Source organism: Rhodococcus sp. NPDC059969, from assembly GCF_042738325.1.
Taxonomy (GTDB): domain Bacteria; phylum Actinomycetota; class Actinomycetes; order Mycobacteriales; family Mycobacteriaceae; genus Rhodococcus_F.
Genome location: NZ_JBHWUF010000005.1, coordinates 193,789 through 205,868 on the forward strand (window position 1 = coordinate 193,789; position 12,080 = coordinate 205,868).

General features: G+C 63.3%; 13 protein-coding genes. 2 read left to right on the forward strand and 11 right to left on the reverse strand.

Translation table 11 applies throughout. The features are described from left to right. Positions 1-52: 52 nt before the first annotated feature. The 3 genes from ACFWAD_RS16720 to ACFWAD_RS16730 all read right to left on the reverse strand — a co-directional run bounded on the left by ACFWAD_RS16720 (position 53) and on the right by ACFWAD_RS16730 (position 4,166). A complete protein-coding gene (locus tag ACFWAD_RS16720; protein WP_378533586.1) occupies positions 53-2,323 on the reverse strand; it encodes a polyribonucleotide nucleotidyltransferase in 2,271 nt (756 codons plus the stop codon). Between the two features lie 438 nt (positions 2,324-2,761). After that, positions 2,762-3,031 (reverse strand): 30S ribosomal protein S15, encoded by a 270-nt coding sequence (rpsO, locus tag ACFWAD_RS16725; RefSeq protein ID WP_003942254.1) that lies wholly within the window; start codon positions 3,029-3,031, stop codon positions 2,762-2,764. A gap of 154 nt (positions 3,032-3,185) precedes the next feature. Next, positions 3,186-4,166, reverse strand: a complete 981-nt coding sequence (locus ACFWAD_RS16730; protein ID WP_283303848.1) for a bifunctional riboflavin kinase/FAD synthetase — start codon at positions 4,164-4,166, stop codon at positions 3,186-3,188. 117 nt (positions 4,167-4,283) lie between these two features. Here ACFWAD_RS16730 and ACFWAD_RS16735 point away from each other — a divergent pair, with 117 nt between their 5' ends. Continuing rightward, positions 4,284-5,030, forward strand: a complete 747-nt coding sequence (locus tag ACFWAD_RS16735) for a metal-dependent transcriptional regulator (RefSeq protein WP_283303847.1) — start codon at positions 4,284-4,286, stop codon at positions 5,028-5,030. Between the two features lie 4 nt (positions 5,031-5,034). Here ACFWAD_RS16735 and ACFWAD_RS16740 read toward each other — a convergent pair whose 3' ends face one another. Genes ACFWAD_RS16740 through rbfA form a run of 7 tightly spaced genes read right to left on the reverse strand, consistent with a single transcriptional unit; the run spans position 5,035 to position 10,932 of the window. Beyond that, on the reverse strand, positions 5,035-5,511 hold the full coding sequence (locus ACFWAD_RS16740; RefSeq protein WP_378545708.1) for a GNAT family N-acetyltransferase: 477 nt from the start codon (positions 5,509-5,511) through the stop codon (positions 5,035-5,037). Continuing rightward, on the reverse strand, positions 5,508-6,428 hold the full coding sequence (gene truB, locus ACFWAD_RS16745) for a tRNA pseudouridine(55) synthase TruB (protein ID WP_378545711.1): 921 nt from the start codon (positions 6,426-6,428) through the stop codon (positions 5,508-5,510). The genes ACFWAD_RS16740 and truB overlap by 4 nt, the downstream gene beginning before the upstream one ends. Before the next feature lie 24 nt (positions 6,429-6,452). Further along, a complete protein-coding gene (locus ACFWAD_RS16750) occupies positions 6,453-7,112 on the reverse strand; it encodes a 4'-phosphopantetheinyl transferase (RefSeq protein ID WP_378533592.1) in 660 nt (219 codons plus the stop codon). Between the two features lie 13 nt (positions 7,113-7,125). Beyond that, on the reverse strand, positions 7,126-8,049 hold the full coding sequence (locus ACFWAD_RS16755; RefSeq protein WP_378545713.1) for a metallophosphoesterase family protein: 924 nt from the start codon (positions 8,047-8,049) through the stop codon (positions 7,126-7,128). After that, complete coding sequence (locus tag ACFWAD_RS16760; protein ID WP_378545715.1) at positions 8,034-9,437, reverse strand: MATE family efflux transporter; 1,404 nt, start codon at positions 9,435-9,437, stop codon at positions 8,034-8,036. The genes ACFWAD_RS16755 and ACFWAD_RS16760 overlap by 16 nt, the downstream gene beginning before the upstream one ends. Positions 9,438-9,447: 10 nt before the next feature. After that, entirely contained in the window at positions 9,448-10,440 is a 993-nt protein-coding gene (locus tag ACFWAD_RS16765; RefSeq protein ID WP_378545718.1) for a bifunctional oligoribonuclease/PAP phosphatase NrnA, read from the reverse strand. 12 nt (positions 10,441-10,452) lie between these two features. Then, positions 10,453-10,932, reverse strand: coding sequence for a 30S ribosome-binding factor RbfA (rbfA, locus tag ACFWAD_RS16770; protein ID WP_230813034.1), 480 nt, complete (start codon positions 10,930-10,932; stop codon positions 10,453-10,455). Positions 10,933-11,244: 312 nt separating this feature from the next. On the opposite strand from rbfA, the gene ACFWAD_RS16775 reads away from it, so the two are divergent. Then, positions 11,245-11,712: a hypothetical protein gene (locus ACFWAD_RS16775; RefSeq protein ID WP_378545721.1), complete on the forward strand. Its 468-nt coding sequence runs from the start codon at positions 11,245-11,247 to the stop codon at positions 11,710-11,712. Between the two features lie 3 nt (positions 11,713-11,715). On the opposite strand, the gene ACFWAD_RS16780 is transcribed toward ACFWAD_RS16775, so the two are convergent. After that, the gene (locus ACFWAD_RS16780; RefSeq protein WP_003942205.1) at positions 11,716-12,006 is read right to left on the reverse strand and encodes a DUF503 domain-containing protein; all 291 of its coding nucleotides are present in this window, start codon (positions 12,004-12,006) and stop codon (positions 11,716-11,718) included. Between the last annotated feature and the right edge of the window lie 74 nt (positions 12,007-12,080).

Consider the following 12,080-nt stretch of genomic DNA (forward strand, 5'->3'; position numbering starts at 1 on the left):
GCGGCCCCGCACGGAAATCCGCGCGGGGCCGCATCAGAGTACGAAGTGAGATCTACTCGGAAGCAGCCTCGTCGGCGGCCGGAGCGGCAGCCTCGTCGTTGCCCTCTTCGACCGGGATCAGCGAGATCTTGCCGCGAGCATCGATGTCGGCGATCTCGACGCGGATCTTGGATCCGACGTTGACCACGTCTTCGACCTTGGCAATGCGCTTACCGCTGCCCAGCTTCGAGATGTGCACCAGTCCGTCGCGTCCCGGCAGGAGCGAAACGAAGGCACCGAAGGCGGTGGTCTTGACGACCGTGCCCAGGAACCGCTCGCCGACCTTGGGGAGCTGCGGGTTGGCAATGGCGTTGATCATGTCGATCGCGGCCTGTGCAGACGGTCCATCGGTGGCGCCGACGAACACGGTGCCGTCGTCTTCGATGGAGATGTTGGCACCGGTCTGCTCGGTGATGGAGTTGATCATCTTGCCCTTGGGGCCGATGACCTCGCCGATCTTGTCGACAGGGACCTTGATGGCCGTCACGCGGGGAGCGAACGGGCTCATCTCGTCCGGGGTGTCGATGGCTTCCGCCATGACCTCGAGGATCGTGGTCCGTGCGTCCTTCGCCTGCGACAATGCGCCGGCGAGGACCTGCGACGGGATACCGTCGAGCTTCGTGTCCAGCTGCAGAGCCGTGACGAAGTCCTTGGTGCCTGCGACCTTGAAGTCCATGTCACCGAAAGCGTCTTCGGCGCCGAGGATGTCGGTCAGAGCCACGTAGCGGGTTTCACCGTCGACCTGGTCGGAAACCAGACCCATGGCGATACCGGCAACCGGAGCACGCAGCGGCACACCGGCGTTGAGCAGTGCGAGCGTGGAAGCACACACAGAGCCCATCGAGGTGGAGCCGTTGGAGCTCAGAGCCTCGGAGACCTGGCGAATCGCGTACGGGAACTCTTCGACGCTGGGCAGAACCGGCATGAGAGCGCGCTCGGCGAGTGCACCGTGACCGATTTCGCGACGCTTCGGCGAACCGACGCGGCCCGTCTCACCGGTGGAGTACGGCGGGAAGTTGTAATGGTGCATGTAGCGCTTGCTGGTCTCGGGACCGAGCGAGTCGACCTGCTGCGCCATCTTGACCATGTCGAGAGTGGTGACACCCAGGATCTGGGTCTCGCCGCGCTCGAACAGTGCGGAGCCGTGTGCGCGCGGGATGATCGCAACCTCGGCAGAGAGCGAACGAATGTCCGTGACGCCGCGGCCGTCGATGCGGAACTGATCGCGCAGGATGCGCTGGCGAACCAGCTTCTTGGTGAGCGAGCGGAACGCTGCTCCCAGTTCCTTTTCGCGGCCTTCGAAGTTCGGTGCAACCTGCTCGAGAACCTCGACCTTGACCTCGTCGGTCTTGTCGTCGCGTTCCTGCTTGCCGGCGATTGTCAGTGCGGCATTGAGCTTTTCGGATGCAGCGGCCTCGACGGCAGCAAAAACGTCGTCCTGGTACGCCGGGAAGACCGGGTAGTCACCCGTGGGCTTTGCAGCCTTGGATGCCAGAGCTGCCTGTGCAGCGCACAGGCGTGCGATGAACGGCTTGGCGGCCTCGAGGCCTTCGGCGACGATGGCCTCGGTCGGTGCCTGAGCGCCGTCGGCGATCTTCGCGATGACGTTGTCGGTGGCCTCGGCCTCGACCATCATGATCGCGACGTCGGCGTTGTCACCGCTACCGGACACGACGCGGCCGGCAACGACCATGTCGAAGACGGCGTTCTCGAGCTGATCGACCGTCGGGAATGCAACCCACTGGCCGGCCTTGTTGTCCTCGGAGACGATGAGTGCAACACGCACGCCACCGACGGGGCCGGAGAACGGCAGGCCCGCGATCTGCGTCGACGCGGAAGCGGCGTTGATGGCCACGACGTCGTACAAATCCTGCGGGTTGAGGCTCATGACCGTGACGACGACCTGGATCTCGTTACGGAGACCGTCGACGAACGACGGGCGCAGCGGCCGGTCGATGAGGCGGCAGGTCAGGATCGCGTCGGTGGAGGGGCGCCCCTCACGACGGAAGAACGAACCGGGGATGCGGCCCGCTGCGTACATGCGCTCTTCGACGTCCACCGTCAGGGGGAAGAAGTCGAAGTGCTCCTTGGGGTGCTTGCTGGCGCTCGTGGCGGACAGCAGCATGGTCTCGTCGTCCAGGTAAGCGACGACGGCGCCGGCGGCCTGCTGAGCAAGGCGTCCGGTCTCGAAACGGATGGTGCGGGTACCGAAAGACCCGTTGTCGATCACGGCGGTGGATTCGAACACGCCTTCGTCGACCTCTACTACGGAATTGTCTGTCATTCTTTTCTCTTCACTTCCCTCTCGTCTTCGCCGTACCCGCGCGGGCGTTTCCACCCTCCTGGTGGAAACTGCGCACCGAGGGACGTCCCCCTCTTGAATTGCAGACGCTCCTACTATGCGAGCGATTTCTGCCTCGGGACGTCACGACGTTCGGGCGGCCGTCGATCGAAGTCCGCCGGAGCTTTCGGGCACTTGCCCGGTCCGGAGAACCACTACCGACAACCGACACCACGTTCTCTGGTGCATACGGTGTGCTGACTTCGCTCTGCACAACTGCGCATTGACAACTGTGCATGTGCGCCGACAGCGGAAACTGCCTTGCGGCAGCTAACGCCGAAAGCCAGCGAAGCCCAGTATATGCGTGGCTTCGCCGGCTGACGGAGTGTTCGGCAAACCGAAGCGTGCCGTGTTGCTTTCGATCAGCGTCGTGAGAAAAATCTAGCGACGCAGGCCGAGACGCTCGATGAGCGTGCGGTAGCGAGCGACGTCGGTCTTTGCCACGTACTTCAGCAGACGACGACGGCGACCGACCATCAAGAGCAGTCCACGACGCGAGTGGTGGTCATGCTTGTGGGTCTTGAGGTGCTCGGTGAGATCGGTGATGCGCTTGGTGAGCATTGCCACCTGCGCTTCGGGCGATCCCGTGTCGGTCTCGTGCAAGCCGTACTCGCCGAGAACGACCTTCTTTTCTTCCGTGGTCAATGCCACTTGATTCACTCCTGTAATGACGTTTGCGTGAAAGGAACTAGATCGGGCGCGGCCACCGCAAACCGCAGCACGCACCGAGAGAAGATCCTACCAGCAGTAATGCGGCGCATTCGCACGCCTACAGCGAATGTGGCCGCCGCCACTAACGAGGGGCTCAACCCACGCTGCGCTCTGCATCCTCACTCAAGATTTCGCGTGCGCGTTCGACGTCCCGGTTCATCGCCGTGACGAGCGACTCGATCGAGTCGAACTTCTCCATCCCGCGAATCCGCGAAACCAGGTCGACCGCGACGTGCTGTCCGTACAGGTCGGCTTCGGTGTCGAGTACGTAGGCCTCGACGGTGCGGGTCCGGCCGGAGAACGTCGGATTGGTCCCTACAGAGACTGCGGCTTGGTATCGACGACCGGGAACGACGGTTCCGAGTTCCTCACCGGCGCCGAGCACCGTGAACCACGCTGCGTACACACCGTCGGCCGGAATGGCCGAAAACATCGGCGGTGCAACGTTCGCCGTCGGGAATCCCAACTCGCGTCCACGCTTGTCACCGTGCACGACTACACCTTCGACACGATGCGGACGGCCGAGAGCTTCGGTAGCCGCTTCCATGTCGCCAGCGTCGACGCACGAGCGGATATAGGTGGACGAGAACGTCACCGCATGCTCGGCGAGCAGCTGGACGCCGTCGACAGCAAAGCCGAAACGAGCGCCCATCTCACGCAGGAGATCAACATTACCGAGCGCCTTCTTGCCGAAGGTGAAGTTGTCCCCCACCACCACCTCGGCGACATGCAGGCGTTCGACGAGAATTTCGTGGACGTAGCGCTCGGGCGTCAGCTTCATGAAATCAGCGGTGAACGGCATCACGCAGAAGACGTCGATGCCCAGATCCTGAGCCAATTCCGCACGCCGTTGCAGCGTCGTCAACTGGGCTGGATGACTACCCGGCCGCACAACCTCCATGGGATGCGGGTCGAACGTCATCAACACGCTCGGAACACCACGTTTGCGGGCAGCGGTAACCGCTCTCGCTATCAATTGGGCATGCCCACGATGCACACCGTCGAACACACCGATAGTGAGCACACAACGACCCCAATCGGCCGGAACTTCGTCGAGACCACGCCATCTCAGCACGATTGGCAGCCTACGGGTCCACTAGCGGCGGGTCACGTTCGGACCCGCCCAGCGAATCACCGCTGTGCTGCCGCTCACGTACGGAAGTTCCGGATTTCGTAGCCTAAGCTAAGCGTTGTGGCAGCTCACAAGACCGGAACCTCGGAAGCATCATCGGCGTCGGACAGCGACAACACTTCGGCACACGACGCGGCAATCGACACGCTCGCGCTCTCGTCGGTGGCTCAGGACTACCTCAAGGTCATCTGGACGATCCAGGAGTGGTCCCACGAACGGGTTTCCACCAAGCTCCTGTCCGAGAAGATGAGCGTCTCGGCCTCGACCGTGTCAGAGGCCATCCGCAAACTCTCGGATCAGGGCCTGGTCGATCACGCCCGCTACGGTTCCATCGCTCTGACGGACAGCGGCCGCGCCGCTGCTGTGTCCATGGTCCGGCGACACCGGTTGATCGAGACCTACCTGGTTCAGGAACTCGGGTACGGCTGGGACGAAGTCCACGACGAGGCCGAAGTCCTCGAGCATGCCGTTTCCGATTTGATGATCTCCCGGATGGACGCCAAACTCGGCTTCCCCGAACGCGACCCACACGGTGATCCCATTCCCGCCACCGATGGTTCGGTACCGACTCCCCCGGCCCGCCAGCTCAGCGACTTCGCCAACGGCGAACGGGGCCGCGTTGCCCGGATCTCCGATTCCGATCCCGAAATGCTCCGGTACTTCGATTCCGTCGGCGTCAGTCTCGATGTCGAGATCACCGTCGAGGAGCGCCGCGATTTCGCCGGTACCGTATCCGTGCGACTCGGCGACAGCCCGAACACCATCGACTTGGGAAGCCCAGTCGCTCAAGCAATTTGGCTTGTCTAACCGCTCAGGGCGGCAACCGGTATCGACGTTCCACAGGCCGGACGCCGTCTTCCCGGGTCCAGTCGGCGAGCCTCTCGTCGACGTACTCCCAACCTCGACGCTCGTACAGCGCGATCGCCGGCAGAGCATCGTCGACGACGTCGAGCACCAGTCCCAACTGACTCGCGGCTGCAAAATCCGTCACGGCGTCGAGTAGCGCACCGCTCAGGCCCTTCCCGCGTACACGGGGATGAACGAATAGTCGCGACACAGCTGTCGATCCCGCGGTTACCGGCGCACCTCCGACCTCGCTGTCGACGGCGACATGACCGACAACACGGCCGTCACTCTCACCGACCCACGCCTGCACCAGTGTGGGCGAATTGAGCCAGCGGTGCGGGTTCAGCGGCCATGTGCTCGGATATCCGTCGCACTCGTGGACCCGCGCCAGCACATCGACGCAACCGTCGAGGTCGCCGTCGACACGCTCGCGAACGATCATCCGCGCAGCGTCGCCGGCCGCACGACCATCACCGAGCTGGCGCGTCGACCCTTCTCCTGCAGGAGCGCAATCGTGTGACCGGTGGGATCGATGGCCGCACAGATCCCCTTGATCCCGATCGGCTCGAGCCAGCGCCCCTGGCTGATCGCCTCGGCTTCTTCTGCGGTGATCTGCCGATGGGGAAAGGCCGTCTGCGCGGCCTGATCGATGTCGAGACTCACACCCGGCTGCTGCGCCAGATCTTCGAGCGTGCGCGCATGTTCGAGAGTGAACGGCCCGACGCGGGTGCGGCGCAGTGCCGTCAAATGACCGCCGACGCCCAACTCACGACCGAGATCCCGTGCGAGCGAGCGGATGTACGTACCGGACGAGCACTCCACGTCGACATCCAGATCGACGAATCCTCCCGGGACACCTCGCCGAGCCAGAACCTCGAAAGTCGACACCGTCACCGGGCGAGGCGCGAGCTCGACGGTTTCTCCGGCTCGCACCAGTGCGTGTGCGCGCTGACCGTCGACCTTGATAGCGCTCACGCTCGCCGGGATCTGCTTGATGTCTCCGGTCAGCGTGGCCACGATCGCCGCGATCTCCGCGTCCGTCACCTGCGAAGCGTCTGCGGAAGTCAGGACCTCCCCCTCGGCGTCGTCCGTGTCCGTCGATGCCCCGAGACGAATAGTCGCCGAATACGCCTTGGTGGTCAGCGCCAGGAGTCCGAGCAACTTGGTCGCACGCTCCACGCCGAGAACAAGGACGCCGGTCGCCATGGGATCCAGCGTCCCGGCGTGTCCCACCTTCCGGGTGTTCAACAACTTGCGGCACCGAGCGACCACGTCGTGGCTGGTGATACCCGCCTCTTTGTCGACGATCAGGATTCCGGCGCCGACAAGACCGGAGGAAGGCTTTTCACGAGCTGACACGTGTGCCGATTCTGCCAGTCGCGCTCACTGCACCGAAATTGCCGTCAGGATCAGCCCGTCCGACACCAACCACCTGCCGTCGAAAGAGGTGAGAGGCGGACCGGACGTCGCCTCACCGGGGACGAGCAGACGTGACGTGAAAGTTCCGGAAGTCTCCGAATCCGCCTCGAACGTGATGTGGGCGTCCTCGAACCCCAGCCAACGCCCGGTGAGCGGAAACCACGCTTTGTACGTGGCTTCCTTCGCGCAGAAGAGCACTCGATCCCAATGCACCGGACCGCCGGTCTCCTGGGCACCCAGCCACGTTCGTTCCGCCTCGATGCTGACCGCGGGCAAAACCCCGTCCGGCAGCGGGCCGTGCGGTTCGGCGTCTATCCCGAGTGAGCGGACCTGCATGGAGTACGCCAGGACAGCGCCGCGGTAACCGTCGCAATGGGCGAGGCTCCCGACCACTCCTTGCGGCCACAGCGGGGCCCCACGCTCGCCGCGCATGACGGCTGCAGACGGAACACCGAGCTTGCCCATCGCCTGACGCGCAAGGTGCCGAGTAGTCACGAACTCGCGACGACGCTTCTCGACGGCGCGGCCTATCAACGCCTCCTCGCTGGGATGCGGTACCAGACCGGGCGGATCGACGAAGGCCTCGGCCGTCGCGACCCCACCGGGAAGAATCTGTTCGATCACGTAGCGATACCTCTCAGCGTCCGGCGCGCATGCGCTCGACTTCGGCTTCCTGCTCGGGCGTGACCTTGAAGTGGCCACCCCACTTGTTGAGCGTTCCCGGCGGGTACTCCGGCACGGGAAGAATCTGACGCAACAGCTTCTCCGGCAGACCGCGCCGACGCCATTCGCGCGGGTATCCGAGTGACACTTCCTCGAAGCGGACGCCGTCGTAGTACGTGGTTCGGGGAATGTGCAGGTGTCCGTACACCGAGCACACCGCGTTGTACTTCACGTGCCAGTCGGCCGTCGCAGTGGTTCCGCACCACAATGCGAACTCCGGATACATGAGCACGTCCGTCGGCTGCCGGACCATCGGGAAATGGTTTACGAGAATGGTTCTTGTGCCTTCGGGGAGCGCGTCCAGCCGTGCCTGGGTGTATTCGATTCTCGCCCGGCACCACGCGTCGCGCGTTGCATACGGCTGCGGCGAGAGTAGGAACTCGTCGGTGGCGACGACGTTCTTGTCCCGCGCGATCTCGAGCCCGTGTTCCTTGTCCCGCGCACCTGCGGGCAGGAACGAGTAGTCGTAGAGAAGGAACATCGGGACGACCGTGACCGGCCCCTCGTCCCCCTCCCAGACCGGGAACGGGTCCTCGGGCGTGATGACGTCGAGTTCGCGGCACATGTTGACCAGGTATTCGTACCGCGGCGCTCCGTGAATCTGAACCGGATCCTTGGCGGTCGTCCACAGCTCGTGATTGCCCGGAATCCAGATGACCTTTGCGAATCGGCTGCGAAGGAGCTTCAACGCCCACCGGATGTCGTCCGTCTTCTCCGAGACGTCACCGGCGAGGATGAGCCAGTCGTCAGGCGAATCCGGAAACAGTTCTTCCGTCATCGGCTTGTTGCCGTTGTGACCGACATGAATGTCGCTCACCGCCATCAACTTTGCTGCCACGATCCCTCTGCTTCCTCAGTTGAACTTCCGCGCCTCGCCGTCGCCGGACCTGTCACTGCCCACTTGCCGGAAAACGCTCGCCACGACACCGCGACCATCCGAAGTACTACGAACACGGTAAGCCCTGCCCAAATTCCGGCCAGACCCCAGTCGTAGGCGAGGGAGAGCCAGATCGCGGGCAGAAACCCGAGAACTGCGCAGAGCATGGTCGCGTTGCGCAGAAACACCACATCGCCGGCACCGAGGAGAACACCGTCGAGTGCAAACACGATTCCCGCTACCGGCATGATCGCGACGAAGAACCACCACGCGATCGACATCTGACCGAGCACCTCGGCGTCAGAGGTGAAGAGTCCGGGGATCACGGAGTGGCCGGCGGCAAAGAAGATTGCGAGCACCACGGCAAATACCGTCGACCATGCGGTGATCCGCCAGGTCATCTTCTTCGCCGCGGCTGCGAATCCGCCGCCGAGCGCCGCTCCGATGAGCGTCTGAGCGGCGATGGCCAATGAATCGAGAAGGAGCGAAACCAGGTTCCACAGTTGGAGGACAACTTGATGCGCACCCACGACGGCAGCACCGAACCTCGACGCCACCGCGGCCGCAGAGACGAAACACGCTTGGAATGCGAGGCTGCGCAGAATCAGGTCACGGCCCATCAGCATCTGCGCCCGCATGATCGCAAAATGCGGTCGGGCGGAGACCGGTTCACGAAAGAGCGCCCAGGCGAACAGGACACCCGAAACGCTCTGGCCGACCAGATTCGCGACAGCCGACCCTTCGAGTTCCATACGCGGAGCACCGAGCAAACCGTGAACGAGAATCGGGCACAAGACCGCCGAAATACCCAGGCCGACAAGGACGAACCGCAGCGGTCGCACCGTGTTCTGAACCCCGCGCATCCACCCGTTGCCGGCCAGGGCTACCAGGATCAGAGGTACACCCAATACTGCTATCCGAAGCCAACTTTCCGCAGCCGCGGCGATGTCGGGAGTCCCGGCCACCGCCGAAGTCAACGGGCCGGCGATCACCTGCACGATCACTACCAAGGCCAAGCCGATCGCGGCCGCCAGCCAGGTCGCCTGAACGCCCTCGCCCACCGCGTCGCGCTCGCGGCCCGCTCCGTGCAGCCGTGCCGCGCGCGCCGTCGTCCCGTACGACAAGAAGGTCAGCTGCGTACTCACCAACGACAGGATCAGACCACCGACCGCCAACCCGGCCAGCGGAAGCGCCCCGAGTCGGCCGACCACGGCGATGTCGAACAACAGATAGAGAGGTTCGGCCGCCAGCACCCCGAGCGCCGGAAAGGCGAGGGAAAAGATTCGTCGTCCAGTGACGTCGAAATCAGCTGCTGAAGATCCCGCCGAGGTGGCGTCGGATTCGCTCAATGCCGCGGATTCAGCCGAGTGCCGCGACGAGCGCGGCAACAATCTCGTCGCTGGAAGTGGTCGATGTATATCCGGCCGATAGCCGGTGCCCGCCACCACCAAGACTTTCAGCGACCGCCGACACGTCGATCGCCGACTTTGCCCGCAACGAGATCGACCAGCTTCCGGAAACCGACTCTTTGAGTACTGCGGCAACTTCGGCTTCCGAAGTGGTTCGCACGATATCGACGACACTCTCGATCTCCTCGGAACGAAGATCGCCGATGTCACTGCGTCGGATCACCGCGTACACCAGCCCACGGCCGTCCGCAGCTTCCGGGACCAGCACCGCGGACCCGAGTACCGAAGCCAGCATCGGCAACCACCCGAACGGATGGGTGTCGAGCAGCTTGCGCGCAATCGCGTCGCCGTCGATGCCGGTCGCCAGCAAACGCGCCGCGAGCACATGCGGAAGCGGACCACCCCACCGGAAGGAGCCGGTGTCGGTGACCAGTCCGGCATAGAGACAGTGCGCAAGATCGCGATCGATCGCAACTCCCCACGCATCGAAGAAGCGTGCGATGAGTGCCGTCGTCGAAGCCGCGGTTTCGTCGACGACGTTGATCGTTCCGAATTCGGAATTGGAGCGATGGTGATCGAGGACGATCGTGCGATTCGCGCCGGCGAGTCGACTCGCCAACTCACCGAGCCGGCCCTCGCTCCCGACATCCACGGTCACCAGAACATCGACGCTTTCACGAACATCGGCGGGCGCCACAAGCAAGTGAACACCTGGGAAATCACCCATCGACTCGGGCAGCGCCGACGGCCGACTGAACGCGACCTGCACCGAAACGCCCCGACGCTCGAGAACGAGGCCGAGTGCAAGTCCGCTACCGATCGTGTCCGCATCCGGCTGCACATGGCAGAGAATTGTCACCGTGTGTGCTGCTTCGAGAACCTCGGCCACCTGTGCGAACTTCGCCTCGCAGGGGTCGACGTCCGAAAGTGCGGTGATCGTCATTCTCGGTGCGCGTCAGTCGGCTTCACGAACATCTGGCGACGCCTCGTCTTCGTCTGCAGCTGCTCGCGGCTCCTTGTACGGATCTGCATCTCCGGCGGGCTGAGCGTTCTCGCGCGCCTTGGCGACCTCGTCGTCGGCGGCCTTGGCACGGGCCAGCAGTTCTTCCATATGACGCGCGGTGTCGGGAACAGTATCGGCGACAAACGTCAGAGTCGGTGTGAAGCGGACTCCGGTTCCGGCACCGACCTTCGAGCGCAGAACACCTTTGGCCTTCTCGAGACCTGCGGCTGCGGCTTCCACATCAGGCGCGGAATCGACCTTCTCGCCCATGACCGTGTAGTACACCGTCGCGTCGTGCAGATCGTTGGTGACCTTGGTGTCCGTGATGGTCACAAATGCGAGTCGCGGATCCTTGATCTCGTGATCGATCGCCGTCGCGACGATGGTTCCGATACGCTTTGCCAACTTGCGTGCCCGGGCTGGATCTACCATGACTGTCAGTCTCCTCTACCTGGCCACTCGATTCGAGGTGACTCGATCGATCAAAGTTCTGGTTAACAAGAATTATTACCGACAACAGTCTCGTCCATCGGCTACCCGGCAACCAAATCACCATACGCAGAGGTCCTCGACCACATTCACACCGCTGGCAGGGCCGTCGTCGATCTCCACGGCAACCGGGTGCATCGGGCGTGAGCATCGACACATCGGCCCCACCCTGATCGCATCGAGGAGAGTCCTGAGACCGATATCGATTCCGTAGTCGAGAACGAGACCACCGTCCCACTTCTCCCGTGCGCGGACGTGTCGAGCTACGGCAAGGTCCTCGCCAAGGGCGCGCCTCGAATCACGCGCTTCCGGCCGGGTCAAAGTCGGTTCACAGTCGTCGATCCCTCGGGCAACAACATCATCTTCATTCAGCGTGACGAACCTGAAGACCTCGAGTACGGCGGATCGAAGTCGTTGAAAGGGTTGGCAAGGGTCGTCGACAACGCCCGTATTCTTCGGGAATTCAAGAACGACGATCGCACTGCCGCTCGGGTTCTGGACGTCGGACTACGTCGATTCCCTGGCGCCGACGCGGTGGATCTGGTGAAAGCGCTGACCGCTCGCGCCGAGATCGCCATTGCGCTGGGCGAAATCGAGATTGCGCGAAAAATACGCGATGCGGTGGACGCCGTCACACTGGGCCCCGGAGACGCCGAATCCCTTGCCGACGAACTCGATTCGGTACGCCGCCTGGAAACGTGGCTCACTGACGCCGATCGGTGACGCTCAGTCTTCCGGGCCGAAGATACGCCTTCGCACTGCCAGCAACTGAATCTCCGGACGCTCGGCCACTGCCCGTTCACAATGATCGAGAACATCGTGCAGGTGATCGACGGACGAGCTGACCACACCGACGCCGACGAGCGCACGACGCAGGCGTCCCTGCTCCCCTGCCTCCGCTGCACTCACGCCGAATCGACGGAGTTCCGTCAGGATCGGCGACAGCATCGAACGCTTTTCCTTGAGTGAGTGGACATCGCCGAAAAGGATGTCGAACTCCAGTGCCCCTACAAACATTTTCCCCCTAGACAGAGCCGAATGGACTCTCCCGGACTTGTATGTTCAAGTCCGAGAGAGTCCATGTCAGCTAG